Below are 25248 nucleotides of genomic sequence, written 5' to 3' on the forward strand. Positions count from 1 at the left end.
ATGACGCAGATCGATTATAGGCGCGCGGCCAAGTATTTCCTGCTGGCGGACTTCGTCAAAGGGTTCGGGTTGGGGCTGAAGTACTTCTTTGCCCCCAAGGCGACGCTGAACTATCCGCACGAAAAAGGCCCGCTGAGCCCGCGGTTCCGGGGCGAGCATGCGCTGCGCCGCTATCCCAATGGCGAAGAGCGCTGCATTGCGTGCAAGCTGTGCGAAGCGGTTTGCCCGGCGCAGGCGATTACGATCGATGCCGAGCCCCGCGATGACGGCAGCCGCCGCACCACGCGGTATGACATCGATATGACCAAGTGCATCTACTGCGGTTTCTGTCAGGAAGCCTGCCCGGTGGATGCGATCGTGGAGGGGCCAAATTTCGAATTCGCCACCGAGACCCGCGAAGAGCTGTTCTATGACAAGGACAAGTTGTTGGCGAATGGGGACCGTTGGGAAGCCGAGATTGCCCGGAACCTGGAAATGGATGCGCCCTACAGATGAGTGATTCAACAAACCCGTTCGAGATGATGATGGCGCAGGCACAGGCGATGGCGAAAGCCATGAACCCGGCCTTGGAATCGTTTTCGCCGAAAGGGTTTGAATCGCTTTGGCCGACCATGCCGAAGGAATTCATGGAATTCGCTTTTGGCAAGGGGATCAGCAAGGACGGGCTGGATGCCAAGACCCGGCTGTTGCTGACGCTGGCCGGGCTGACCATGCAGGGCGCGCAGAATGACACGGGGCTGCGGATGACGGTGCGCCACGCACTGGAAGCCGGGGCCACAAAAAGTGAAATCGCCGAGACCATCGCACAGATGTCGATGTTCGCCGGTATACCCGCCATGACACGCGCGATGGAAATTGCGCGCGATGTGATGGGCGACAAAGAGGACAAAGAGACATGACGATTGCAGCGCTGGCATTCTATCTGTTCGCGATCTGCGCCATTGCGGGCGGGCTGTTCACCGTGATCAGCCGCAACCCGGTGCATTCGGTGCTGTGGCTGATCCTGGCCTTCCTGTCTGCGGCGGGGTTGTTCGTGCTGCTGGGGGCGGAATTCGTCGCGATGCTGCTGATCATCGTCTATGTCGGCGCGGTCGCGGTGTTGTTCCTGTTTGTGGTGATGATGCTGGACATCGACTTTGCCGAGCTGAAGGCGGAGATGGCGAAATACATGCCGCTGGCCTTGTTGATCGCCGTGGTTCTGCTGATGCAGTTCGGGATCGCCTTTGGCGCCTGGACCGAGGCCGAGGGGGCGCAGGCCGCCCGCGCCGCCGTTGCGCCTGAGGGGATCAGCAACACCGCCGCGATCGGGATGCTGGTGTACGACAAGTACTTCCTGCTGTTCCAGCTGGCGGGTCTGATCCTGCTGGTGGCGATGATTGGCGCGATTGTGCTGACGCTGCGCCATCGCAAGGACGTCAAGCGGCAGAACGTGCTGCACCAGATGTGGCGCGATCCGGCACAGGCGATGGAACTTAAGGACGTGAAACCGGGGCAGGGGCTGTGAGGCAGCTTGAGTTGCGGGCAACCGATAAGACCGTCTTCACCTGCCGGGTGATGGGGCGGACGCGAAACGAAAAAGAAAACCGAGGGACAGAATGATCGGAATTGAACATTACCTGACAGTGGCGGCGACGCTGTTTGTCATCGGCATCTTCGGTCTCTTCCTGAACCGGAAGAACGTGATCATTCTGCTGATGTCGATCGAGCTGATGCTGTTGGCAGTGAATATCAACCTTGTGGCGTTTTCGAGCTTCCTTGGCGATCTGGTCGGGCAGGTGTTTACCCTGTTCGTGCTGACGGTTGCCGCGGCTGAGGCTGCGATCGGCCTGGCCATTCTGGTCAGTTTCTTCCGCAACCGCGGCACGATCGCGGTGGAAGATGTCAACGTGATGAAAGGCTGAGCCTGATGGAAACGATTATCCTTTTCGCGCCTCTGGTCGGGGCGATCATTGGCGGGTTTGGCTGGCGATTTATCGGCGAGCAGGCGGCGCAGTATGTGACCACCGGGTTGCTGTTTCTGGCCTGTCTGCTGTCCTGGATCGTGTTTCTGGGGCTGGACGCCGAGCATGTTAAACACATCCAGATCCTGCGCTGGATCGAAAGCGGCAGCCTGAGTGCCGACTGGTCGATCCGGGTGGACCGACTGACGGCGATCATGCTGATCGTGGTCACGACGGTGTCGGCCTTGGTGCATATGTATTCGCTGGGCTACATGGCGCATGACGACAACTGGAAAACGGGCGAGCATTACAAGGCACGCTTCTTTGCCTATCTGTCGTTCTTTACCTTTGCGATGCTGGCGCTGGTGACCTCGGACAATCTGGTTCAGATGTTCTTTGGTTGGGAAGGCGTGGGCGTGGCCTCGTATCTGCTGATCGGGTTCTATTACCGCAAGCCGAGCGCCAACGCGGCGGCGATGAAGGCGTTTGTGGTCAACCGGGTCGGGGACTTCGGCTTTGCGCTGGGGATTTTCGGGCTGTTTTATCTGACCGACAGCATCAAGTTTGACGATATCTTTGCAGCAGCGCCAGAATTGGCCGAGACGCAGTTGCACTTCCTGTGGACGGACTGGAATGCGGCCAACCTGCTGGCGGTGCTGTTGTTCATCGGCGCGATGGGTAAATCGGCGCAGTTGTTCCTGCACACATGGTTGCCAGATGCGATGGAAGGCCCGACACCGGTGTCAGCTCTGATCCACGCGGCCACGATGGTCACGGCAGGTGTGTTCCTGGTGTGCCGGATGTCGCCGCTGATGGAATACGCACCCGAAGCGACGGCGTTCATCACTTTCCTTGGGGCGACCACGGCGTTTGTGGCGGCCACGATCGGGTTGGTGCAGAACGATATCAAACGGGTGATCGCCTATTCGACGATGTCGCAGCTGGGCTATATGTTCGTGGCGGCGGGTGTTGGCGTTTACGGCGTGGCGATGTTCCACCTGCTGACCCACGCATTCTTCAAGGCGATGCTGTTCCTTGGGGCCGGTTCCGTGATCCACGGGATGCATCACGAACAGGATATGCGCAATTACGGCGGGCTGCGCACCAAGCTGCCCTATACGTTCTGGGCAATGATGATCGGCACGCTGGCGATAACCGGGGTGGGCATTCCGCTGACCGGGTGGATCGGCTTTGCTGGCTTTGTATCGAAGGACGCGATCATCGAGAGCGCCTGGGCGGGCACCAACGGCGGCTATGCCTTCTGGATGTTGGTGATTGCGGCGCTGTTCACCTCGTTCTACTCGTGGCGGCTGATGTTCATGACCTTCTATGGCAAGGCGCGCGGCGACAAGCACACACATGAGCACGCGCACGAAAGCCCGATGGTCATGCTGATCCCGCTGGGCGTTCTGGCGCTTGGGGCGGTGTTCTCGGGGATGCTGTGGTACAACAGCTTCTTTGGCGATCATAACAAGGTAAACGAGTTCTTCGGCATTCCGATGCACACGGCCGAGGCGGCAGCGGGGCATGGCGAAGAAGTCACGGCCCACGCCACCGAGGCGACCACCGGTCAGGCTGAAACCGCACCTGCGGCACATGGGGATGACACTGCGCATACTGCTGCCACCGATGACACTGCGCACGCTGCGGTCACCGAGGCAGAGCATGGGATGGCGCCGCAAGGGGCGATCTTCATGGGGCCGGACAATCACGTGATGGACGACGCGCACCATTCGCCGGTCTGGGTCAAGCTTAGCCCGTTCATCGCGATGGTCATCGGCTTCGTCACGGCCTATTGGTTCTATATCGTCAATCCGGCGCTGCCCAAGCGGTTGGCCGAGGTGCAGCGGCCGCTGTATCTGTTCCTGCTGAACAAGTGGTATTTCGACGAGATTTACGACGTGCTGTTCGTGCGCTCGGCCAAGGCCATTGGTCGTTTCCTGTGGAAGCGCGGCGATGGGAACATTATTGACGGCACGATCAATGGCGTGGCGATGGGGATCATCCCCTTCTTCACCCGGCTCGCCGGGCGCGCTCAGACTGGATACATCTTTACCTATGCCTTCGCCATGGTGATCGGGATCGCCGTTCTGGTGACTTGGATGACGCTCACCGGAGGGGCGGAATAATGGATAACCTTCTTTCCATCGTCACCTTCATTCCTGCGCTGGCGGCGGCCATTCTGGCCATCTTCCTGCGCGGTGAAGATGCCGCGGCGCAGCGCAATGCCAAATGGCTGGCGCTGATTGCGACTTCGGTCACGTTCCTGATTTCGCTGTTCATTCTGGCCGAGTTCGACCCATCCAACACCGGGTTTCAGTATGTCGAAGAGGCCGATTGGCTGCTGGGCATGAAATACAAGATGGGCGTGGACGGGATTTCGGTTCTGTTTGTCATGCTGACCACCTTCATGATGCCGCTGGTGATTGCGGCCTCGTGGAAAGTGGACAGCCGCGTCAAGGAATACATGATCGCCTTCCTGCTGCTGGAAACGCTGATGCTGGGCGTGTTCATGGCGCTGGATCTGGTGCTGTTCTATCTGTTCTTCGAGGCCGGTCTGATCCCGATGTTCCTGATCATCGGCATCTGGGGCGGCAAGAACCGGATTTACGCGTCGTTCAAGTTCTTCCTTTATACGCTGCTGGGATCGGTTCTGATGCTGGTCGCGATTGTGGCGATGTTCGCGGATGCGGGCACGACCGATATTCCGACGCTGATGACGCATGTGTTCGATAGCGAAAGCTTCAGCGTGCTGGGCATTCACGTGGTCGGCGGGATGCAGACGCTGATGTTCCTGGCGTTCTTTGCCAGCTTCGCGGTCAAGATGCCGATGTGGCCGGTGCACACCTGGTTGCCGGATGCGCACGTGCAGGCGCCGACGGCCGGTTCGGTGGTTCTGGCGGCGATCCTGCTGAAAATGGGGGGCTATGGCTTCTTGCGGTTCAGCCTGCCGATGTTCCCGGTGGGGGCGGATGTTCTGACGCCGCTGGTGCTGTGGATGTCGGCGATTGCGATTGTTTATACCTCGCTGGTGGCGCTGGTGCAGGACGACATGAAAAAGCTGATCGCTTATTCGTCGGTTGCCCATATGGGGTATGTGACGATGGGGATCTTTGCTGCTAACCAGCAGGGGATCGACGGCGCGATTTTCCAGATGCTGAGCCACGGCTTCATCTCTGGCGCGTTGTTCCTGTGCGTTGGCGTGATCTATGACCGGATGCACACCCGCGAGATCGATGCCTATGGCGGGTTGGTGAACCGGATGCCGGCCTATGCGCTGATCTTCATGTTCTTCACCATGGCCAACGTTGGCCTGCCGGGGACCTCGGGGTTCATCGGCGAATTCCTGGTGCTGGTTGGGATTTTCCAGGTCAACACATGGGTCGCCGCCGTGGCTGCCAGTGGCGTGATCCTGTCTGCGGCCTATGCGCTGTGGCTGTATCGCCGGGTGGTGTTTGGCGATCTGATCAAGGAAAGCCTGAAGTCGATCACCGACATGACCAGTCGCGAGAAGGCGATTTTTGCGCCGCTGGTGGTGATGACCCTGCTGCTGGGTGTCTATCCGGCGCTTATCACCGATATCATCGGCCCCTCGGTTGAGGCGCTGATCCACAACTATGACCTTGCCCTTGCTGACGGATCATCCGTCGGCACTGTGGCCGCATCGCATTAACGGGGGCCCTGAGAGATGATCCAGGCTGATCTGAATATTATCCTGCCGGAGATCCTGCTGTCGGTCTATGCGCTGCTGGCTTTGGTGGTTGCGGTTTATACTGGCAAGGACAAGGTGGCCGGGGTGCTGACCTGGGCCACGGCGCTGGTTTTTGCCCTGCTGGCGGTCTGGATCGGGTTGACCGGCGAAGGCACGCAGGTCGCCTTTGGCGGCATGTTCAACGATGACGGATTTGCGCGGTTTGCCAAAGTCACAATCCTGCTGAGTGCGGCCGTGGTTCTGGGAATGAGCCAGGAGTATATGGCGCGTCGCGGGCTGCTGCGGTTTGAATATCCGGTGCTGGTGGCGCTGGCGGTTGTCGGCATGATGGTGATGGTGTCAGCGGGCGATCTGATGGCGCTGTATATGGGGCTGGAGTTGCAGTCGCTGGCGCTTTATGTCGTGGCGTCGCTGCGTCGTGACAGTGTGAAATCGACCGAGGCCGGTCTGAAGTATTTCGTTCTGGGCGCGCTGAGCTCGGGCTTGCTGCTGTATGGCGCGTCGCTGACCTATGGGTTTGCGGGCACGACGCTGTTTAGCGGGATCATCACGGCGGCGAGTGGCGGTCATGCGTCGCTGGGACTGTTGTTCGGTCTGGTGTTCGTGGTGGCTGGGCTGGCGTTCAAGGTTTCGGCCGTGCCGTTCCACATGTGGACGCCGGATGTTTACGAAGGCTCGCCCACGCCGATCACCGCGTTTTTCGCCACCGCACCAAAGATGGCGGCGATGGGTCTGTTTGCCCGCGTGTTGCATGATGCGTTTGGTGGGGTGACGGCCGATTGGCAGCAAGTGCTGGTGGTGATGTCGGTTCTGTCGATGTTCCTGGGCGCCGTGGCGGCGATCGGGCAGAACAACATCAAACGGCTGATGGCTTACTCGTCGATCGCGCATATGGGATATGCGATGATGGGTCTGGCGGCGGGCACGGTATTTGGTGTGCAGGCGATGCTGATCTATATGGCGATCTATGTGACGATGAACGTGGGTACGTTCGCCTTCATCCTGTCGATGGAAAAAGACGGCCAGCCGGTGACCGATATTTCCGCGCTGAACATGTATGCCAAGCGCGAGCCGGGCAAGGCGCTGGCGATGCTGGTGCTGTTGTTCAGCCTGGCGGGCGTGCCGCCGATGGTCGGGTTTTTCGGCAAGTTCTATGTGCTGCGCGCGGCGTATGATGCCGGGCTGGTCTGGTTGGCGGTGCTGGGCGTGATCGCTTCGGTCATCGGGGCGTTCTACTATCTGCGCATCGTGTACTACATGTACTTCGGCAGCGACGGTGTCGAGCTGGACAAGGGCCGCTCGCCGGTGCTGTGGGGGGTTCTGATGGCCTCGGCGGCGCTGATGCTTGTGGGGGTTGTCACGCAGTTCGGCGTCGAAGGGGCGGCAGCAGCGGCGGCGGCAACGTTGGTCAACTGAGCCTTGATCTGACAGAGAGAAAAGCAAAAGTGACGTGCCCCGGTGCGTCACTTTTTGCGTTCTCGGTATCAGCACAAGCGGTTCGGGCAGGATGAGAAGGACGATAGCATGAGCGATTGGCCGGTAGGATACGGGCGGCGGGTATTGGCGGAGGTGGACAGCACCAACGCCGAGGCCGCGCGGATTGCGCCAGAGCTGAGCGGACCAGAATGGATTCTGGCGCTGAAGCAAACGGCGGGGCGGGGGCGGCGCGGCCGAGCCTGGGCCGATCCGCAGGGCAATTTCGCAGCGACGCTTGTGATGCGTCCGGCAGAGCCGCTGGACCAGATTGCGCTGCGGTCTTTTGTGGCATCGCTGGCGTTGTTTGATGCGTTTGCAGCGGGCACCGGTCGCGTGGACAGTCTGGCGCTGAAGTGGCCGAACGATGTGCTGCTGAACGGCGGCAAGGTGGCTGGGATATTGCTGGAAAGCACCGGCGTGGCGGGCAATGCGTCGCATATTGCCATCGGGATCGGGGTGAACCTGAAACAGGCGCCGGTTGCGGCTGATGTTGAAGGCGGCGCGTTGCGGCCTGTGTCGGTCCTGTCGGAAGCCGGGATCGCGATTGAACCCGAAGAGTTTCTGGACCTGCTGGCCCCGGCCTATGCCCGGTATGAAGCTCAGTTCCGCAGCTATGGCTTTGCGCCGATCCGCGAATTGTGGTTGTCGCGTGCGGCGCGGCTGGGCGAAGTGGTGACGGCGCGCACGGTGCGTGATGCGGTTTCGGGTGTGTTTGAGACGGTGGACGAGGCGGGCAACATCGTCTTGTCCACGGCGCGCGGTCGGGTGACGATCCCGGCGGCGGAAATTTTCTTCTGACGGGGGACAGGATGCTTCTGACGATCGACTGCGGCAACACGAATACGGTTTTTGCGATCTGGAACGGGACACAGTTCTTGTGCACGGTGCGTACGGCGACCGACCATCAGCGCACGGCGGATCAGTATTTTGTCTGGCTGGATGCGCTGATGGTGCACCACAAGATCGATATGAATATTGACACGGTGATCATCAGCTCGACCGTGCCGCGCGTGGTGTTCAATCTGCGGGTTCTGGCGGACCGGTATTTTAACTGTCGTCCGCTGGTGGTGGGCAAGCCGGAATGCCTGCTGCCGCAGGCCCCGCGCGTGGATGAGGGCACAAAGGTTGGACCGGACCGGTTGGCCAACGCTGTCGGCGCCTATGACCGGCATGGTGGTGACATCGTGGTTGTTGATTTCGGCACCGCCACGAACTTTGACGTTGTGGCCGAAGATGGCGCCTATGTCGGGGGGGTGATCTCGCCGGGGGTGAACCTGTCGCTGGAGGCCCTGCATCAGGGGGCCGCAGCGCTGCCGCACGTTGATATTTCCCGGCCCGAGACAGTGATTGGGCGAAATACGGTGGCCTGTATTCAATCTGGCGTCTATTGGGGCTATATAGGCTTGGTAAAGGGCGTGATCGAACGGATCCGCCAGGAATATGAACGCCCGATGAAAGTGGTCGGCACCGGGGGCCTTGCGCCATTGTTTGCGCAGGGCGAAGACCTGTTTGATACAATCGAAGACGATCTGACAATTCATGGCCTGACGGTCATTCACAAATATAACAAGGACCAAGGCAACATATGAGCAGCAAACGCTTGATCTACCTCCCCCTCGGAGGCGCGGGGGAGATCGGCATGAATTGCTATGTCTACGGATATGGCGAAGAGGGAAAAGAACGGTTGATCCTGGTGGATCTGGGCGTGACCTTCCCCGATATGGACGGCACCCCGGGGGTCGACCTGATTTTGCCCGATATTTCCTGGCTGGAAGCACGCCGCAATCAGCTGGATGCAATCTTCATCACCCACGCGCACGAAGACCATGTCGGCGCGGTGGGGCACCTGTATGAAAAGCTGGGTGCGCCGATCTATGCACGGGCCTTCACGGCCAATATTGCGCGCGGCAAGATGGCGGAATACGGGTTCCCCGACAAGGCGGTGAAGGTCGTGTCGAAATGGCCGGATACCACCAAGGCGGGCCCGTTCACGGTGGGATTCCTGCCGATCTCGCACTCGATCCCGGAAAGCTCGGCTTTGGTGATTGATACGCCGGACGGGCGTGTGATCCATACCGGCGATTTCAAGTTGGACGAAACCCCGGTCGTGGGTGAAGCTTTTGATCCGGTGCTGTGGGCCGAGGTGGCCAAGCCCGGCGTCAAGGCATTGGTGTGCGATTCCACCAACATCTTCAGCCCGGTCGCCGGCCGGTCCGAGATCAGCGTCGGGCCTGAGATCGAAAGTCTGGTGGCCGAGGCCAAGGGCATGGTTGTGGCGACGACATTTGCCAGCAACGTGGCACGCGTCAGGACGCTGGCCGAGGCTGGCGAACGCGCCGGGCGCTCGATCTGCCTGATGGGGCGGGCGATGCGGCGGATGGTCGAAGCCTCGACCGAGACCGGGGTTCTGACCTCGTTTCCGCGGGTGATCAGCCCGGAGGATGCGCGCGAGCTGCCACGTGATAACGTGATGCTTCTGGTGACCGGCAGTCAGGGCGAACGTCGCGCGGCGAGCGCGCAGCTGGCCAACGGCAAGTACAATGGGATCACGATGAAAGAGGGCGATCTGTTCCTGTTTTCATCGAAAACCATTCCGGGCAACGAGCGCGGCGTGATCCGCATCATGAACCAGTTCAGCGAAATGGGCGTGGACGTGGTGGATGATGCTGGCGGGCGCTATCACGTGTCGGGCCACGCCAACCGGCCCGACATCATTGCGATGCACAAGCTGGTGAAACCGCAGATCGTGGTGCCGATGCACGGCGAACACCGGCATTTGCGCGAGCATGTGAAGGTGGCGAAAAGCAACAAGTTCCAGTCGATCGTTGCGGTGAACGGCATGATCGTGAACCTGTCGGGCAACAAGCCCACGGTCGCGGGGTATGTCGAAACCGGGCGGACCTATCTGGATGGGTCGGTGCAGATCGGCGCGATGGACGGGGTTGTGCGCGACCGGATCAGGATGGCGCTGAACGGGCATGTTCTGGTGACGGTCATCATGGATGAAGCGAACGAGCCGTTGGGCGAGCCGTGGTGCGAATTGCGCGGGCTGGCAGAAACCGGACGGTCGCGGTCGCCACTGATTGATGTGCTGGAAGAAGATCTGAGCCAGTTCATGGGCCGCGCCGGAGCTCGGACATTGGCCGATGATGATAAGCTGGAGGATGGTCTGAGGAAGATCGTGCGCCAGAGTGCACAGACTGAGATTGGCAAGAAACCCGAGGTCACCGTGGTGATCAGCCGGTTGGTTTCCTAACCACCCCTCAGCAAGAGAAACGAGAAAACGGCCTGCTTGCGCGGGCCGTTTTTTGTTGTGCGGACATGACAATTTTGTTGCGCGGGCATGAAAAAAGGCGGCCAAGCGGGCCACCTTTTGGGTATTTTCATTGCCGCCAGAATTAGCTGGCGCGGCGCTCGTCAAAGCTGAGCGCGATGAAAGAGGGCATGTGATCGCCCATGCCGACAACCTTGCCACCATTGTCACGACCCGACGAGCGGCTGCGCGATGGGGATTGGGCCGGGCGCTGATCGCGCTTCGGTTCGTCCTGCTGCGGATGCTCGGGCTTCGCCGCGGCCTCGGGGCGCGGCTTGGCTTCGGCGCGCGGTTTGCGCTCGGGCCGGGGCTTCGGCTCTGGCCGAGCCTGCTGTGCCGCCTCTGGCTTTTCGCTGTCGGTCTTGCGCGGGGCGCGCGTCCGGGTGCGGGTGCGGGGCTTGCGCTCTTCCTCGGCGGGGCTGTCGTCTGCTGCCGCTTCGGCCTGACCAGGCTTCATCGGGTTGTCGAGCCGCGGGATCGGCATCTGCACCAGCTTTTCGATCGCGTCGAAGTTCTTTTCGTCGCGCGGGGTGCAGATCATCATCGTGGTGCCCTTGCGCCCGGCACGACCGGTGCGGCCGATACGGTGGACGTAATCCTCGGCGTGGCTGGGCACGTCGAAGTTGAACACATGGCTGACATCGGGGATGTCGAGGCCGCGGGCGGCCACGTCCGAAGCCACGAGGAAGCGCAGGCTGCCTTCGCGGAAGGCATCAAGCGTGCGCATCCGCTGCGATTGATCCAGATCGCCATGGATCGGAGCCGCGTCATAGCCGTATTTCTTCAGCGATTTGGCGGTCACGTCCACATCCGCTTTGCGGTTGCAGAAGATGATCGCGTTTTTGCAGGCTGTGCCTTCGCTGTCGATCAGCGCCCGCAGCAGCGTGCGCTTTTCACTGGATTCGCGGTCTTTGCGGCTGCCTTTGAACATGACAACGCCCTGCGTGATCGTGTCCGAGGCGGTGGCCTGACGCGCAACTTCGATCCGCTCGGGGGCGGACAGGAAGGTGTTGGTGATCCGCTCGATTTCCGGGGCCATGGTGGCCGAGAAAAACAGAGTCTGGCGGGTGAACGGCGTGAGCGAGAAGATGCGTTCGATATCAGGAATGAATCCCATGTCGAGCATCCGGTCGGCTTCGTCGACGACCATGATCTGCACACCGGTCAGCAGCAGTTTGCCACGTTCGAAATGGTCCAGCAGGCGACCGGGGGTGGCGATCAGCACGTCAACGCCGCGGTCGATCAGCTGATCCTGTTCCTTGAAGGACACACCGCCGATCAGCAGGGCCTTGGTCAGCTTCAGATGCTTGGTATAGGTGTCGAAGTTTTCGGCAACCTGAGCCGCCAGTTCGCGCGTGGGGCACAGCACAAGGCTGCGCGGCATCCGCGCGCGGGCGCGGCCTTTGGCCAGCAGTGTGATCATCGGCAGGGTGAAGCTGGCGGTTTTGCCAGTGCCGGTCTGGGCGATTCCCAAAACGTCACGCCCTTCAAGCGCAGGCGGAATCGCCCCGGCCTGAATGGGGGTTGGGGTTTCGTACCCGGCCTCTTCTACGGCTTTGAGGACTTTCGGATCGAGTTTCAGATCAGAGAATTTTATCATGAGTATCCGTGGTTTACGGACACGCTTTGGCCCGTAGCAACTGATGAGGGTCGGGCCCGTATGGCCCCGTGGTTATTCCACATTCATGACCCACGCGCGGGGTTTAGCCTAAAGCGGCTGCCGGGTCAATGCAGCGGTGATCTGGCGCGGCGATGATGTCGCGACCCACTGGTGCCGGGCTGAGGATGGTTCGCGTTAATTGCGTATAATTGTTTCGATTTTTGAGACAGTTGGCGGCGGGCCGTCAGAAATGGCGCGCGGTTTTCGTGGTCAGATCCAACGCATAGCTGCGCAGCAGACCGACGGCGGCAAGCCGTTCCTGCAGTGCGGGCGAGGCGGTGCAGACTTCATCATAAAACGCGCGCAACCCGGCATCGCCCTTGTCGGCATAGAGGGAGGAGAACAGTTCGTGCATGCTCAAGCCGCCTTCGTCGCGCGGCTTGTTGGGCTTCAACTCGCTGCGATACGAGCCTTTTTCCAGCCGGTAGTGAAATGCGGCGCGGAAGGCCTCCCAGCTTTTGGCGTGCAGGTGCAGCAATTCGGTTTGCGGCAGCTCTTGCTGTCCGGGATTCATCTGGTCGCCGACAAAGACGTTGTGGATCTGCACCTTGAGGTCCGGCACGCCGGTGCGATAGATCATTTTTCCCGCCACATGGCTGAGGAACCCACCGTTCAGATGCAGGCCGAAGGTCGGATAAAGCTGCGCGGTTTGGGTTTTGCGTTTCGGCTGTGCAGCGGCGCAGGCCTTGAAGTGGGTGACGTCCGAAGGCCCGCAAGGCGCCAGCGCTTCGACCGGGCGGATGCGGGCGCACAGGCAGTCGGGCGGCAGATCGGCGAGTTGGTCCGCCAAAGGGCGGGCGGGCCAGAGCAGTTCATCAACGTCGATATGCGTCAGCCAGTCGACATCCCCGGCGCGGCCATAGGCATGGCGGGCATTTTCGAACTGCCGTGACTGGTGCTTGGCGCGGCGTTTGAACCCAAGCTGGCGCCAATAGGCATCATTGGTCAGGGTGGGGCGGATTTTCGGATGCGCCGACAGCCGGTCAAACGCGGCGCGGTTGTCATCATCGAGATAGACAAAGATCCGGTGCGCGCCCAGATCCAGATGATGGGCGCAGAAATCAAGGATCTCGGCCACGGGGGCCTTGATGGTGCTGACGATGCCCCAGCGCGGTAAATCCATGGCCTAGCCTTTCGGAAGCGTGCCGAAGTGGCGCAGCACTTTGGCGTCCAGATCAAGCGGGCGGTCCAGCAGCATATGGTGCGCGGCCAGGGATTGGGTCAGGTGCGGGGTGGCGGTGCAAACCTCGTTAAACAGGGCGCGCAGGCCGGGTTCACCTTCGCTGTCGAGCAGGAATTCGACAATATCGCGGAACTTGAAATCATCCGCTGCGGCCTTGCGATACGAGCCTTGGGTCATGCGGAAATCCAGGTGGCTGCGGAAAGTGTCCCAATCGGGCGCGTGGGCGTGCCCCAGATACAGCCCCGCCAGCGGGATCACATTCGAGGCGGGCGCCCTGCGATAGCTGAGCGCGTGCAGGTTGAACCGGATATGGCCCAGCCCGGTGCGGGCGATGATTTTGCCCTCGGTGTGGCTGACGAACCCGTCGGGCAGGTGCAGCCCGAAAGTGGGATAGATATCCTCGAGCACCGATGGGGGCTGACCGGCGGTGGTGGTGGTCAGCTTGAATTGCTCAGGGCCGGGGCCAGCCAGTTGTTCGGCCGGGGGCATCCGAATGGCGGCGCAGTTGGCCGGGGCACGCGCCAGCAGGTCGGACAGCGGTGCGGGGGGCAGCAGAAATTCATCAACGTCGATATGGGCCAGCCAGTCGCAATCGGTGGCGTGATAGGCCAGAGTGGCGACCCAGGATTGGCGGTTCTGATGCGCCTCCATCCGGCCTTTTTTCTGGGCATCCCAGAAGGCGGCATCGCAGGCGGTGACAGCGATCCGAGGGTGGGCTGACAGGGCGGCGAGGGTTTCAGGCTCGGGGGCATCCAGATAGATATGCACACGGTGCGCGCCCAGATCGAGGTGATGCGCGGCAAAGCGCAGGATCTGCGGCAGCGGCGCCTTGACCAGTGAAACGGTGCCCCAATTCAGCATCGCGGGGTCGGTGATGACCCGGGCCGGGGGGACCAGCGCGATGTTGGTCTTGGCGCTTGTCGGGGCGGTTTGGCTGGATTTGGCGGCGATCTTCTTTTCGCGGCGGGTGCGCATGGTGCGCAGGCGACGAAATACGGTTTTGTCGTCGTTTATCAACAGGTTCAGCAAGTGGCGTGTCAGCGGGGCGATCACCGGGTCCTGCGCGGCGTCCTGCCAGAGCCGCCCCAGCATGTTTACATCCAACCCGCCGCCGACGATGGCATAGGCGTCCATCTCCAAGGCCAGCGTCTTGGCCGAGCGGCGTTTCCAAGCGAAGGCTTGATCCGGGGGGGCGCCAGAGAAAAGCCGCTCGGTTTCATAGAGCTTCATCATGCCGAACAGCACCGAAAGCGACTGACCAAGGGAGCGCTGGACCTCGGTCGCGCCGTGATCGCCGAAGGTGGTCATCGCAGAGACCAGCCAGCGCGCATCAAGATGGGCGAGCAGAAAGTCGGCTTTCTCGGCCCAGAGCCGTTGAAACAGGGCGGGGGTGTGGGCGGGCTGATCGCGGCGGCGCAGGTTGGCGATCAACAGCCCGTGCAGCATCAAAAGTGCGGGGGCATCCGCGAATTCCTTGGCCAGATCGCGATACTTGCGGGCGTATGTGGTGCCAGAGCCGCCGGTCTCGGGCGCGCTGGGGTCGACAAGGATTTTGGTCAGCGCTTCGAGGTCGGTGTCGAGCGGTGGCAGGGCCTCGTCCGGGCCATAGACGAACGGGTCGCGTCGCCCTTCCATCTGGGTCAGGACCGCGTCTAGGCCGCCGGGATAGGTCGGGGTGTTCTGCTCGCTCATGGCGTGAGAATGGCCCGGCGCGCAGGGCGCTGCAAGAGGCGAGTGGCGGTTTGGGTGGGGGTGGATGCCGCCGGTGGGCGTATTTGAGGCAAGATGAAATCGGGCTCAGTCAAGCAGGGCGCGCGCGGTGGGATGAAGGGCGGGGCCGTAGCCCTGCACCAGCGTGGCGACAAGCGGCGCGGGGGTCAGCACGGTGACGGGGCCAGTGGGGCGCGGGGCGGCGGCGGTGTACCCTGCGGGAGAGTAGCGCAGCGCGCGGTCCTGCCAGATCAGATAGGGCGCGTCGGTAAGGATCAGGCTGCCGTCGGGCAGGGTTTCGGCGGGGGCGCTGTGGCGGAGCTGCTGCCGGGCGCGGGTGACGCGGGCGGGGTGCAGGGCGCGGTCGATGTCCTTGGTCGAGGTGACCGGACCATGTGCGGCCTGCCACGCGGCGCGAAAGCGCTTGGCGTCGGCGTGGCGGCATTGGTGACAGGGGCGATGACCAGCAGCCAGCGCCACAGATTCATCGAGGAAAAACAAAGCGGTCCAGGCGTTTGGTGGCATGGGCAAGCGGTGGCGGCCCCGAAACTCCAGCGCGCAGCAGACCCAATGCGGATGTTTCCACCGCGCGGTGCCAAGGGTGAGATCGGCGCGGTGCAGGATACCACGATTTCCGGTCAGGGAACCGCGTGCCGGGTGGGCGACAATCTCGCCCGTTGGCAGCACGCGGTTCTGAAGGGTCACACCATCATTTCCTTGGTGGCGGTCAGTTTGATGTCGGGATAGTCACGTTCAACCCGGTCGATATCCCATTGCAGGCGGGTCAGGTAAACGATGTCGCCATCATGGTCATAGGCAATGTGCTGTTTGTTGGAATCAACAAACTTTTCAACGGCTTGGCGTTCACCTTTGACCCAGCGCGCCGAGGTGAACTGCGACTGGTCGAAGCGCACGGGCAGGCCGTATTCCAGTTCGATTCGCGAGGCCAGCACCTCGAATTGCAGGGCACCGACGACGCCGACGATAAAGCCGGAGCCGAAGGAGGGTTTAAATACTTTGGCCGCGCCTTCTTCGGCGAATTGCATCAGCGCCTTTTCCAGATGCTTGGCCTTGAGCGGGTCACCGGCGCGCACGCCTTGCAGAAGTTCGGGGGCGAAGCTGGGAATACCAGTCGCATATAAAAGTTCCCCTTCGGTTAACGTATCGCCAATGCGCAGCTGACCGTGGTTGGGAATGCCGATGATGTCGCCGGCCCAGGCTTCCTCGGCCAACTCGCGGTCGGCGGCGAGGAACAGCACCGGGTTGCTGATCGCCATGGTTTTCTTGGTGCGCACATGGGTCAGTTTCATGCCGCGGGTGAAGTGCCCCGAGGCGAGACGCACAAAGGCGACGCGGTCGCGGTGCTTGGGGTCCATGTTGGCCTGCACCTTGAAGACAAAGCCGCAAACCTTTGTTTCTTCGGGACAAACCGCGCGGGGAGAGGCGGCTTGCGGTTGCGGTTCGGGGCCGTAGGTGGCGATACCGTCCATCAGTTCCTTGACGCCGAAGGAGTTGATTGCGGAGCCGAACCAGATCGGGGTCATGTGGCCTTCGAGCACGGCTTGCGGGTCGAGCGTGGGCAGAAGCGCGCGCGCCATTTCGACCTCTTCGCGCAGGGTGGCAAGCATGTCGGCGGGGATGTGCTTGGTCAGAAGAGGGTCATCCAAGCCTTTGATTTCAATCGATTCAGCCACTTTGTTGCGATCGGCGCGGTCCATCAGTTCCAGCCGGTCGTTGAGCAGATCGTAGCAGCCCATGAAATCACGACCGACCCCGATGGGCCAACTGGCTGGGGTCACGTCGATTGCCAGATTTTCCTGAATTTCGTCAATGATATCAAACGTGTCGCGGCTTTCGCGGTCCATCTTGTTACAGAAGGTCAGGATCGGCAGATCGCGCAGGCGGCAGACCTCGAACAGTTTGCGGGTCTGAGATTCCACGCCCTTGGCCCCGTCGATCACCATCACGGCCGCATCCACCGCCGTCAGGGTGCGATACGTATCTTCGGAGAAATCCGAGTGGCCGGGCGTGTCCACAAGATTGAAGCGGAACTGTTTGAAATCAAACGACATTGCCGAGGCCGAGACCGAGATGCCACGGTCTTTTTCCATCTGCATGAAGTCGGACCGGGTGCGGCGGGCTTCGCCTTTGGCACGGACCTGTCCGGCCATCTGAATCGCCCCGCCGAAGAGCAGGAACTTTTCGGTCAGCGTGGTTTTGCCCGCATCCGGGTGCGAAATGATCGCAAAGGTGCGGCGCCGCGCGATTTCGGGCGGCAATTCGGGGCGGTTTGAGGCGATGTCCAACATGAGCGCGCGTATAGGTAAGATGGGGGCCGTTGGCAAGATAATGCGGGGTGACAGGCGTGCACCCCCTGTGCACCGCCCGTACACCGGCGCGGGCACCGCACGCGGGGCTTGGCAAATGTTAACGCGGCGCGGGGATGCTGTGGAGGAATGGCAAAATGAGGAGCCCGCCGATGTCCGCGACCCGCCAGAGTGCACGTATCGAGATGATGGAGGAGCTGAAGCGGTTTCAGGCCGATCTGACCGAGAGCTGGATTGATCAGTCGCTGCCCAGCGAGTGGGACGGGCTGGAGGCGACGCATCCGGTGGCGCGGCCCAAGACGCGGGTCACGCTGCGGTTGGATACGGACATGGTGAAGTGGTTTCGCCGTCTGGGGCCGGGATATGGCGCGCGGATCAATCTGGTGTTGCGGATCTATTGGGCGGCGCTGGTGGCGGGGCAGGTCAAGGCGCATTGGGACGAGGAAACCACCGCGCCCCGGTTCGACGCCTATCTGGAGCGGCGGGTGGAGTTGCTGATGCAGCAGCGGCAGCGCGAGGGGCGCTGAGCCAGAGCCTTGGGCCTGTTAGCCGGTTGAGGCGCGGCGCAGCAGGGTGGCGATGTCGGGCGCATCGGGGCGCTGCGGCTTGATGTCGAAATCAAGATACGAGCGATCAGAGTGGCGCAGGCCACGTTCCCGCAGGCGTGCGGCCACTTCGGGCGGCAGCGCGGGGCTGGTGCGTGGGTCCAGCAGCAGGGTTTCGGCGGCGATCCCTTCAGCATAGATGATCTGATGGTCGTCAAACAGCAGCTGGTAGTAATCGACAAAGCCGCCATCCTGTCGGACGATCGTGGTGCCGTTGACAAGGTTGCGGGCGCGGATCAGCAGCTCGGACCGGCCGGCGCCGAGTTCATCGGAGCGCTGGTAGATGAACAGCCGGTGTTCGGGGCTGACGATCAGGTCGTGATCATTGTGCAGCGTGCCGGCGCGGATCAGGATCGGGGCGAACTCGCCCACGGCGCGCACGGTGGACTGGCCGATCCAGCGGATTTCCTGCGGGCCATCATCGCGGGTCAGAACGCGGTCGCCCACGCGCAGGCTTTCGATGCGGCGCTGTGCACCGGAGGCCAGGGTGATATGGGTGCCGACGGTGAAGGAAACGCAGGCGACCTCGGCCAGTTTGGCACGGGCGCCGGTCTGGTCGATGCCGACCAGAACATAATCGCATTTCGGCTGAAGCGGCATCAAGGGCAGGGCATAGATTTCGGCGGCGTTGCCGTCGGCGTCAACCTCGACGAGGATCAGAACCTCGGTGGTGGAGCCGTCGGAAGACATGAAGGTCAGGCAGCTGTCGAGGTGGACCGCGGCACCGGCATGGCCGATTTCGGTGCTTTGCGCGACGATGAAGCTGTCATCGGAACCGGGGTGCACGCTGAGCCGGGCCGCACGCGCGCCGTGGCGCAGCAGGTAGCTGTCTTCGTGAACGAGGTCGTCGGCGAACGACAGGCTGTCGCCGTGATTTGCGCCGGTGCTGACAAACAGCGCCTGCGACCGGAAAACCGGCAGGGAAAACACGGATGTGGCGGTATGCTCTGACATTTGGGGGTACTCTTACAATATTTCGGCGGTAAGTGCCATCCGGCAGGAGTCCGGTTTACGTGCGGATTATGGCGGTAAGGGGCCACAGTAACGGCCTTTTGCTGGCACGCCTAGCGCGGGCAGTGTTAGATTGAGGGGGAGAATATTGGGAGAGACCGCATATGGAACTTGGAATCGCAGGCAAACGGGCGTTGGTTTGCGCCTCTGGCAAGGGTTTGGGGCGCGGCTGCGCCGAGGCGCTGGCCGAAGCGGGGGTTGATCTGGTGATCAACGCGCGCAGTGTGGACGTGCTGGAGCAAACGGCGGCGGCGATTCGGTCGGAATATGGCGTCGATGTGGTGGCGGTGGCCGCCGATATCACCACCGCAGAGGGTCAGGCGGCCGTGCTGAAGGCCGCGCAGGGTGTCGATATTCTGGTGACCAACGCGGGCGGGCCACCGCCGGGGATGTGGAGCGACTGGGGCCGCGAGGATTTCATCAAGGCGCTGGACGCCAATATGCTGACGCCGATCGCGCTGATGAAAGCGCTGTTGCCGGGGATGATGGAGAAGGGCTGGGGCCGGGTGGTGAATATCACCTCGCAGAGCGTCAAGGCGCCGATTGCGGTGCTGGGACTGAGCAATTCGGCACGCGCCGGGCTGACCGGCTATGTTGCGGGCACCTCGCGGCAGGTGGCGGGCAAGGGCGTGACGATCAACAACCTGCTGCCGGGCATTCATGCCACCGACCGGGCGATTTCACTAGATAGCGGCGTGGCCGCGGCCAAGGGAATCAGCATGGAGCAGGCGATGGACGATCGCTGTGCCACGATCCCGGCGGGGCGCTATGGCACGGCGGCGGAATTTGGCGCGGCCTGCGCTTTCCTGTGCTCGCAGCACGCGGGCTTTATCGTCGGGCAGAATATCCTGCTGGACGGTGGGGCGACCAACGCGACGCTTTGAGCGATGGCGCAGGAGGAACCACAGCGGTTTTCGCTGAAGGATCAGTTGTTCAATGCCGAAAAGGTCGCCTTTCTGGGCGGGCTTTTTGCGCAGGCCGATCCCGGATTTGATCGGGCCGGGTTTGACGCGCAGGTGATGGCGCGGCTGCCCGAGCTGGAGCTGAAGCAGCGAATTGACTGGATCGCGGAAGTGCTGGATGCGCATTTGCCGCCAGAGGGGTTTGCGCTAATCCAGGCGGCGCTGCCTGCGCCTTGCGACCCAGAGCTGTCGGACGATGATTTCGGCGATTTCATCTTTGCGCCCTTGGGCGAATTGGTGGTGCGGCGGGGGATGCAGGCGCCGGAGGCCTCGCTGGACCTGCTGGAAGAGATCACCCAGCGGTTTTCGATGGAATACGCGATCCGGCCGTTTCTGAACCGCTGGCCCGATCAGGTGCTGGAGCGGATGCAGGATTGGGCCGGGCACGGGCATTATCATGTGCGGCGGCTGGTCAGCGAAGGGACGCGGCCCAAGCTGCCTTGGGGGATGAAGATCGGGATTGATCCGCAGGCGGCGCTGCCGCTGCTGGACCGGCTGCACGGAGATGGCACGCGGTTCGTGACGCGCTCGGTCGCGAACCATCTGAACGACGTGGCCAAGATCGCGCCCGAAGCGGTGGTGGAACGGCTGGAGGCGTGGCGCGCGGCAAGGGCGCAGGCGCCGGACGAGCTGGCGTGGATGACGCGGCACGCGCTGCGCACGCTGGTCAAGGCGGGCGAGCCGCAGGCGCTGGCGCTGCTGGGATACCGGGCGGATGCGGATCTGACGGCGACGATAACCATGGCACCAGAGCCGGTACGGATTGGCGGGGCCTTGGTGTTTTCGGTCGAGGTTCTGAGCCCCGAGGCGGTGCCGGTGCTGGTGGATTATGTGTTGCACTTTCATCGGCCTGACGGGCGGGCGGGGCGCAAGGTGTTCAAGCTGAAGCAGGGCGTGACCAAGGCGGGGCACGCCTTGGCGATGACCAAGCGGCATCGGCTGAAGGGCAATGCCACCACGTTTCGGCTGTATCCCGGCCCGCACCGGGTTGAGCTTCAGGTCAATGGCCGGATCGTGGCCGAGGCAGAGTTTGATTTGCTGGCCGAGGCGGCATGAGGCGCGCAATCACGGCTGCGTCAAACCGGCGGATGGGTGATTGCTTCGTGTCGGGGCAGGCGGTACCCAAGGGGCAACAACAGACAGGTAGGTGAGCCATGACACATCAAAGCGTTCAGGACTATTACGGTAAGGTTTTGCAGGGCAGCAGCGATTTGCAGACCAATGCCTGTTGCAGCCCGGATGACATGCCGGACCACGTCAAGGCGGTGCTGAGCCGGGTGCATGACGAGGTTTTGACGCGCTATTACGGCTGTGGGTTGGTGATGCCGCTGGCGCTTGAGGGCGCGCGGGTTCTGGACCTTGGCTGTGGCGCGGGGCGCGATGTGTATGCGCTGGCGCAGCTGGTTGGCCCCGAGGGGCGTGTGGTCGGCGTGGACATGACGGACGAGCAGCTTGAGGTGGCGCGGCGGCATCAGGGCTGGCACGCCGAGCAGTTCGGGTTCGACAACGTGGAATTCCATCACGGCTTCATCGAGGAACTGGACAAGCTGGATCTGGAGCCGGGCAGCTTTGACGTGATCGTGTCGAACTGCGTGATCAATCTGGCGCAGGACAAAGAGGCGGTGTTGCGCGGGGCGCATCGGTTGTTGAAGCCGGGCGGCGAGATGTATTTCTCGGACGTGTACGCGGATCGGCGGGTGCCGGAGGCGATGGCGCGCGACGAGGTTCTGTATGGCGAGTGCCTGTCGGGCGCGTTGTACTGGAACGATTTCCTGAGCTTTGCCAAGCGTGCCGGGTTCGCGGACCCGCGTTTGGTGACGCACCGGCCTTTGACGATCGAGAATGCCGCGCTGGAGGCGCGGGTGGCACCGCTGAGTTTCACCTCGGCCACCTATCGGTTGTTCAAGCTGGAGGGGTTGGAACCGGCCTGTGAGGATTACGGGCAGGCGGTGGTTTACAAGGGCACGGTGGCACAGGCACCGCACGAATTTGCGCTGGACGATCATCATGTGATGGCGCGCGGCAAGGTGTTTCCGGTCTGCGGCAATACCTGGCACATGCTGGCCGGGACGCGGTTTGCAGAGCATTTCGATTTCATCGGCGATTTCAGCACGCACCACGGGATTTTTGCAGGCTGCGGTGGCGACAGCCCGTTCGAGCAGGCGGGTGCCGCGGCGGGCCCGGCATCGGGGGCGGCTTCGTGCTGCTAGGGACTTGTGCCTTAGGGCGGGGGTTGTTATCTGCCTGTGATGTCTGATGAAAACGCTTGGGATCATGAGAGGCCACAGGTGGAACCAGCCCCCCCCAGATTGGAAATCCGCAACCTTGTGCGCCGTTTTGGCGGGCAGGCGGTGGTGGATCATGTCTCGCTTCGGGTGATGCCGGGACAGGTGACGTGCCTGCTGGGACCGTCGGGGTGCGGCAAATCGACGACATTGCGGATGATTGCCGGCGTCGAGATGCAGGACGAAGGCGAGATTTATGTCGACGGGCAGCTGATTTGCGACACGGTATTCCGGGTGCCGCCTGAACGGCGGGCGATCGGGCTGATGTTTCAGGATTTCGCGCTGTTTCCGCATCTGAGCGTGGCGGAAAACGTCAGTTTTGGTCTGAAGGGGCCGAAAGAAGCGCGGCGTGCGCGGGTCGAGGAATTGCTGGAGCGGGTCGGGATGGTACGGTTCATCGATGGCTATCCGCATGAGCTGTCGGGCGGCGAGCAGCAGCGGGTGGCACTGGCGCGGGCCTTGGCACCGCGGCCGCGGATCATGCTGATGGACGAGCCGTTTTCGGGGCTGGATAACCGGCTGCGCGACGATATCCGCGATCAGACGCTGGAGATCCTCAAGCAGGAAGACGCGGCGGTTTTGCTGGTGACGCATGAGCCCGATGAGGCGATGCGGATGGCTGATGAGATTGCGCTGATGCGGGCGGGGCGGATCGTGCAGCAGGGCGCGCCCTATAATATCTATAACGCGCCGGTGGACCGGCAGGCCGTGGCCTTTTTTAGCGATATCAACGTGATACGCGGTGAAGTTCAGGGCGCGTTGACGAATACGCCCTTTGGTCAGTTTCTGGCGCCCGGCGTGCCGGATGGTCATGAGGTTGAGATCGTGATCCGGCCGCAGCATTTGAAGATCGACTTTGATCGCGGCGGCAAGGGGCCGTTGCCCACGGTGCAGGACGGGGTGGCGGCGCGCGGCGAAGTGGTGCGGGCGCGGTTCATGGGGTCGGAAAGTCTGGTGGAGATCCGGATGGACTATGACGGGTCGGTGCTGAAGGCGACGGTGCCGAACGTATTTCTGCCCGCAGTTGGCAAGCCGCTGTGGTTGATGTTCCGGCGTGATCGGTGTTTCGTGTTTCCGGTCAAGGGCTGAGGGCGCGGGGCGGGGCGATGCCCCCGGCGGGGATATTTCGGAAATGTGAATGCTGGGCGCAGTTTGGCCGAAAGCCGGGCGAGAATGGCAAAAACACCGGTCTGCGGCGCTTTGGTTCTTCCAACCGGCGCGGATCACCACTAGATACGATATGAGATTTTCGAGGGCCCGGTACAGGGCCTCAGCAAGGGAGAGACATCATGCTGAACAATATCGGGCTTCCGGGCCTTCTGCTGATCGCCGTTGTGGTGCTGGTACTTTTCGGGCGCGGCAAGATCAGCTCGCTCATGGGTGAAGTTGGCAAGGGCATTACCGCGTTCAAAAAGGGCGTGAATGACAGCACCAAGGAACTTGAGGATCAGACCGTTGATGCTGCAAAGGATGTGACGCCGGAGACCGAGAAGGACAAGGCGTAATCCATGTTTGATCTTGGCTGGACCGAGCTGCTGCTCATCGGCATTGTCGCGTTGATTGTTGTGGGTCCCAAGGATCTGCCGGGGCTGTTTCGTTCGGTCGGGCAGTTTGTGGGCAAGGCCAAGGGCATGGCGCGCGAATTCAGCCGGGCGATGGAGGATGCCGCTGATGACAGCGGCGTCAAGGATGTTACCGCATCGCTGAAGGCGGCGGTGAACCCCAAGCAGATGGGTCTGGACAAGATCAAAGAGGCGACGGACAGCTTCAAGAACTGGGAGCCGGGGTCGGAGACCGCGAAGCTCGCGGAGGAGCGGGCCGAGGCCGCGAAGAAGATCCACGATGCGGCGGCGCAAAAGGCGCTGGACCGCAAGGCGGTGGATGCGGTTGTCGAGGCCGACGCGGCAGTTGCGCCGTCTGCGGCCCCGAAGCCCGTGAGTGCGAAGGCAGAGGCCTCCAAGCCTGCGGTTAAGAAGCCTGCGGTCAAGAAGCCTGCGGCGCGCAAACCGGCGGCAAAGAAAGCGCCTGCCGGGGCGGCGGCGAAGGCCAGTGCCAGTGCTGCGGCCAAGCCCGCGTCAAAGGCGAAGGCGAAGGCACCGGCAAAGCCGCGGGCCAAAAAGCCCCCTGTCGCTGAGGACAAGGCATGACCAAGACTGACGACATCGAGGACAGCAGCGCGCCGCTGATCGAGCATCTGGCGGAGTTGCGGAACCGGCTGATCCATTCGGTGGCCGCGTTTATCATCGGCATGGTGATCTGTTTCACCGTGTGGAACCCGATTTTCAACTTTCTGACCCATCCGTTGTGTGCGGCCATGGCCGATCGCGGGCAGGGGGATTGCGGCCTGATCCTGATCAAGCTGCAGGAAGGTTTCTTTGTTGCGATCTCGATCTCGCTTTTGGGGGGATTGCTGTTGTCGTTTCCCTATATCGCCTATCAGATGTGGCGGTTTGTGGCGCCGGGGCTGTATAAATCGGAAAAAGGTGCGTTTCTGCCGTTTTTGATCGCCTCGCCGTTCATGTTCTTTCTGGGCGCGGGATTTGCGTTTTATGTGGTCACGCCGATGGCGTTCGACTTCTTCCTTGGCTTTCAGCAGCCGGGCACGGTGCTGAGCGACGAGGTGAACAATGCCACCGCCGGGATCGCGTTCCAGGGGTCGGCCCAGGAATATCTGAGCCTGACGATCAAGTTCATCGTGGCGTTTGGCCTGTGTTTTCAGCTGCCGGTATTGCTGACGCTGATGGGCAAGGCCGGGTTGGTCAGCGCCGAGGGGCTGGGCAATGTGCGCAAATATGCGGTTGTGGGCATTTTGCTGCTGGCCGCGCTGGTGACGCCGCCGGATGTGATCACGCAGGTCATTCTGTTTGTGGTGGTTTACGGGTTGTATGAGATCTCGATCTTCCTTGTGCGCCGGGTTGAAACCAAGCGCGAGGAGCGTCTGCGGGCCGAAGGCTTTTATGACGACGAGGACGAAGACGAAGGCGACGACCCGCTGATGGCCGAATTCGATACGGATGAGGACAAGTGAAGAAGCAGGTCAAACGGATTGCTCAGGCGCTGGAGA

The 25248-nt window shown here is 61.9% G+C and carries 24 protein-coding genes; 18 read left to right on the top strand and 6 right to left on the bottom strand.

Annotated features, from left to right (window positions below; all coding sequences use genetic code 11):
• From nuoI to BSF79_RS10625, 10 genes are all read left to right on the top strand, one after another.
• Complete coding sequence (nuoI, locus tag BSF79_RS10580) at positions 1-495, top strand: NADH-quinone oxidoreductase subunit NuoI (protein ID WP_090269861.1); 495 nt, start codon at positions 1-3, stop codon at positions 493-495.
• Positions 492-899, top strand: a complete 408-nt coding sequence (locus BSF79_RS10585; protein WP_090269862.1) for a carboxymuconolactone decarboxylase family protein — start codon at positions 492-494, stop codon at positions 897-899. The genes nuoI and BSF79_RS10585 overlap by 4 nt, the downstream gene beginning before the upstream one ends.
• Positions 896-1504: an NADH-quinone oxidoreductase subunit J gene (locus BSF79_RS10590; RefSeq protein WP_090269863.1), complete on the top strand. Its 609-nt coding sequence runs from the start codon at positions 896-898 to the stop codon at positions 1502-1504. The genes BSF79_RS10585 and BSF79_RS10590 overlap by 4 nt, the downstream gene beginning before the upstream one ends.
• Before the next feature lie 91 nt (positions 1505-1595).
• The gene (nuoK, locus tag BSF79_RS10595; RefSeq protein ID WP_090269864.1) at positions 1596-1901 is read left to right on the top strand and encodes an NADH-quinone oxidoreductase subunit NuoK; all 306 of its coding nucleotides are present in this window, start codon (positions 1596-1598) and stop codon (positions 1899-1901) included.
• A 5-nt stretch (positions 1902-1906) separates the two neighbouring features.
• Complete coding sequence (gene nuoL, locus BSF79_RS10600; RefSeq protein WP_090269865.1) at positions 1907-4069, top strand: NADH-quinone oxidoreductase subunit L; 2163 nt, start codon at positions 1907-1909, stop codon at positions 4067-4069.
• On the top strand, positions 4069-5613 hold the full coding sequence (locus BSF79_RS10605; protein WP_090269866.1) for an NADH-quinone oxidoreductase subunit M: 1545 nt from the start codon (positions 4069-4071) through the stop codon (positions 5611-5613). The genes nuoL and BSF79_RS10605 overlap by 1 nt, the downstream gene beginning before the upstream one ends.
• 15 nt (positions 5614-5628) lie before the next feature.
• Positions 5629-7068: an NADH-quinone oxidoreductase subunit NuoN gene (nuoN, locus tag BSF79_RS10610; protein ID WP_090269867.1), complete on the top strand. Its 1440-nt coding sequence runs from the start codon at positions 5629-5631 to the stop codon at positions 7066-7068.
• Between the two features lie 108 nt (positions 7069-7176).
• Positions 7177-7926, top strand: coding sequence for a biotin--[acetyl-CoA-carboxylase] ligase (locus BSF79_RS10615; protein WP_090269868.1), 750 nt, complete (start codon positions 7177-7179; stop codon positions 7924-7926).
• An 11-nt stretch (positions 7927-7937) separates the two neighbouring features.
• A complete protein-coding gene (locus BSF79_RS10620) occupies positions 7938-8717 on the top strand; it encodes a type III pantothenate kinase (protein WP_090269869.1) in 780 nt (259 codons plus the stop codon).
• Positions 8714-10384: a ribonuclease J gene (locus BSF79_RS10625; RefSeq protein ID WP_090269870.1), complete on the top strand. Its 1671-nt coding sequence runs from the start codon at positions 8714-8716 to the stop codon at positions 10382-10384. Before BSF79_RS10620 ends, BSF79_RS10625 begins: the two co-directional genes overlap by 4 nt.
• Positions 10385-10526: 142 nt before the next feature.
• On the opposite strand, the gene BSF79_RS10630 is transcribed toward BSF79_RS10625, so the two are convergent.
• The 5 genes from BSF79_RS10630 to BSF79_RS10650 all read right to left on the bottom strand — a co-directional run bounded on the left by BSF79_RS10630 (position 10527) and on the right by BSF79_RS10650 (position 17303).
• Entirely contained in the window at positions 10527-12041 is a 1515-nt protein-coding gene (locus BSF79_RS10630) for a DEAD/DEAH box helicase (RefSeq protein ID WP_090269871.1), read from the bottom strand.
• Between the two features lie 244 nt (positions 12042-12285).
• Entirely contained in the window at positions 12286-13224 is a 939-nt protein-coding gene (locus tag BSF79_RS10635) for a glycosyltransferase family 2 protein (protein ID WP_090269872.1), read from the bottom strand.
• 3 nt (positions 13225-13227) lie between these two features.
• Complete coding sequence (locus tag BSF79_RS10640; protein ID WP_090269873.1) at positions 13228-14976, bottom strand: glycosyltransferase family 2 protein; 1749 nt, start codon at positions 14974-14976, stop codon at positions 13228-13230.
• Between the two features lie 105 nt (positions 14977-15081).
• Positions 15082-15699 (bottom strand): hypothetical protein, encoded by a 618-nt coding sequence (locus BSF79_RS10645; RefSeq protein ID WP_090269874.1) that lies wholly within the window; start codon positions 15697-15699, stop codon positions 15082-15084.
• Positions 15696-17303, bottom strand: a complete 1608-nt coding sequence (locus BSF79_RS10650; RefSeq protein WP_090269875.1) for a peptide chain release factor 3 — start codon at positions 17301-17303, stop codon at positions 15696-15698. The genes BSF79_RS10645 and BSF79_RS10650 overlap by 4 nt, the downstream gene beginning before the upstream one ends.
• A 170-nt stretch (positions 17304-17473) precedes the next feature.
• Between BSF79_RS10650 and BSF79_RS10655 the strand changes: the two genes are divergently transcribed.
• On the top strand, positions 17474-17848 hold the full coding sequence (locus BSF79_RS10655) for a BrnA antitoxin family protein (RefSeq protein ID WP_175545307.1): 375 nt from the start codon (positions 17474-17476) through the stop codon (positions 17846-17848).
• A gap of 18 nt (positions 17849-17866) precedes the next feature.
• Here BSF79_RS10655 and BSF79_RS10660 read toward each other — a convergent pair whose 3' ends face one another.
• Complete coding sequence (locus BSF79_RS10660; protein WP_090269877.1) at positions 17867-18880, bottom strand: Hint domain-containing protein; 1014 nt, start codon at positions 18878-18880, stop codon at positions 17867-17869.
• Positions 18881-19041: 161 nt separating this feature from the next.
• Between BSF79_RS10660 and BSF79_RS10665 the strand changes: the two genes are divergently transcribed.
• The 7 genes from BSF79_RS10665 (at position 19042) to tatC (ending at position 25212) form a co-directional block, all read left to right on the top strand.
• Positions 19042-19821, top strand: a complete 780-nt coding sequence (locus BSF79_RS10665; protein WP_090269878.1) for an SDR family oxidoreductase — start codon at positions 19042-19044, stop codon at positions 19819-19821.
• Between the two features lie 3 nt (positions 19822-19824).
• A complete protein-coding gene (locus tag BSF79_RS10670) occupies positions 19825-20955 on the top strand; it encodes a hypothetical protein (RefSeq protein WP_090269879.1) in 1131 nt (376 codons plus the stop codon).
• Positions 20956-21053: 98 nt separating this feature from the next.
• Positions 21054-22109 carry a methyltransferase domain-containing protein gene (locus tag BSF79_RS10675; protein ID WP_090269880.1) on the top strand — a complete coding sequence of 352 codons (1056 nt, stop codon included), beginning with the start codon at positions 21054-21056 and terminating at the stop codon, positions 22107-22109.
• A 78-nt stretch (positions 22110-22187) separates the two neighbouring features.
• Complete coding sequence (locus BSF79_RS10680; RefSeq protein ID WP_425443237.1) at positions 22188-23273, top strand: ABC transporter ATP-binding protein; 1086 nt, start codon at positions 22188-22190, stop codon at positions 23271-23273.
• A 200-nt stretch (positions 23274-23473) separates the two neighbouring features.
• Entirely contained in the window at positions 23474-23689 is a 216-nt protein-coding gene (tatA, locus tag BSF79_RS10685; protein WP_090269882.1) for a twin-arginine translocase TatA/TatE family subunit, read from the top strand.
• Positions 23690-23692: 3 nt separating this feature from the next.
• Positions 23693-24331, top strand: coding sequence for a Sec-independent protein translocase protein TatB (gene tatB / locus BSF79_RS10690; RefSeq protein WP_090269883.1), 639 nt, complete (start codon positions 23693-23695; stop codon positions 24329-24331).
• The gene (gene tatC / locus BSF79_RS10695; protein WP_090269884.1) at positions 24328-25212 is read left to right on the top strand and encodes a twin-arginine translocase subunit TatC; all 885 of its coding nucleotides are present in this window, start codon (positions 24328-24330) and stop codon (positions 25210-25212) included. The genes tatB and tatC overlap by 4 nt, the downstream gene beginning before the upstream one ends.
• The last annotated feature ends 36 nt before the right edge of the window (positions 25213-25248 follow it).

This window comes from Thalassovita taeanensis (genome assembly GCF_900110775.1).
Classification (GTDB): Bacteria; Pseudomonadota; Alphaproteobacteria; order Rhodobacterales; family Rhodobacteraceae; genus Litorimicrobium; species Litorimicrobium taeanense.

Coding starts and splice junctions, on each gene's coding strand:
- tatB (WP_090269883.1), top strand. CDS start 23,693: ATGTTTGATCTTGGCTGGACCGAGCTGCTGCTCATCGGCATTGTCGCG.
- tatC (WP_090269884.1), top strand. CDS start 24,328: ATGACCAAGACTGACGACATCGAGGACAGCAGCGCGCCGCTGATCGAG.
- BSF79_RS10630 (WP_090269871.1), bottom strand. CDS start 12,041: ATGATAAAATTCTCTGATCTGAAACTCGATCCGAAAGTCCTCAAAGCC.
- nuoI (WP_090269861.1), top strand. CDS start 1: ATGACGCAGATCGATTATAGGCGCGCGGCCAAGTATTTCCTGCTGGCG.
- BSF79_RS10625 (WP_090269870.1), top strand. CDS start 8,714: ATGAGCAGCAAACGCTTGATCTACCTCCCCCTCGGAGGCGCGGGGGAG.
- nuoL (WP_090269865.1), top strand. CDS start 1,907: ATGGAAACGATTATCCTTTTCGCGCCTCTGGTCGGGGCGATCATTGGC.
- BSF79_RS10655 (WP_175545307.1), top strand. CDS start 17,474: ATGTCCGCGACCCGCCAGAGTGCACGTATCGAGATGATGGAGGAGCTG.
- BSF79_RS10585 (WP_090269862.1), top strand. CDS start 492: ATGAGTGATTCAACAAACCCGTTCGAGATGATGATGGCGCAGGCACAG.
- tatA (WP_090269882.1), top strand. CDS start 23,474: ATGCTGAACAATATCGGGCTTCCGGGCCTTCTGCTGATCGCCGTTGTG.
- BSF79_RS10615 (WP_090269868.1), top strand. CDS start 7,177: ATGAGCGATTGGCCGGTAGGATACGGGCGGCGGGTATTGGCGGAGGTG.
- BSF79_RS10620 (WP_090269869.1), top strand. CDS start 7,938: ATGCTTCTGACGATCGACTGCGGCAACACGAATACGGTTTTTGCGATC.
- BSF79_RS10650 (WP_090269875.1), bottom strand. CDS start 17,303: ATGTTGGACATCGCCTCAAACCGCCCCGAATTGCCGCCCGAAATCGCG.
- BSF79_RS10635 (WP_090269872.1), bottom strand. CDS start 13,224: ATGGATTTACCGCGCTGGGGCATCGTCAGCACCATCAAGGCCCCCGTG.
- nuoK (WP_090269864.1), top strand. CDS start 1,596: ATGATCGGAATTGAACATTACCTGACAGTGGCGGCGACGCTGTTTGTC.
- BSF79_RS10670 (WP_090269879.1), top strand. CDS start 19,825: ATGGCGCAGGAGGAACCACAGCGGTTTTCGCTGAAGGATCAGTTGTTC.
- BSF79_RS10660 (WP_090269877.1), bottom strand. CDS start 18,880: ATGTCAGAGCATACCGCCACATCCGTGTTTTCCCTGCCGGTTTTCCGG.
- BSF79_RS10605 (WP_090269866.1), top strand. CDS start 4,069: ATGGATAACCTTCTTTCCATCGTCACCTTCATTCCTGCGCTGGCGGCG.
- BSF79_RS10675 (WP_090269880.1), top strand. CDS start 21,054: ATGACACATCAAAGCGTTCAGGACTATTACGGTAAGGTTTTGCAGGGC.
- BSF79_RS10590 (WP_090269863.1), top strand. CDS start 896: ATGACGATTGCAGCGCTGGCATTCTATCTGTTCGCGATCTGCGCCATT.
- BSF79_RS10640 (WP_090269873.1), bottom strand. CDS start 14,976: ATGAGCGAGCAGAACACCCCGACCTATCCCGGCGGCCTAGACGCGGTC.
- BSF79_RS10665 (WP_090269878.1), top strand. CDS start 19,042: ATGGAACTTGGAATCGCAGGCAAACGGGCGTTGGTTTGCGCCTCTGGC.
- nuoN (WP_090269867.1), top strand. CDS start 5,629: ATGATCCAGGCTGATCTGAATATTATCCTGCCGGAGATCCTGCTGTCG.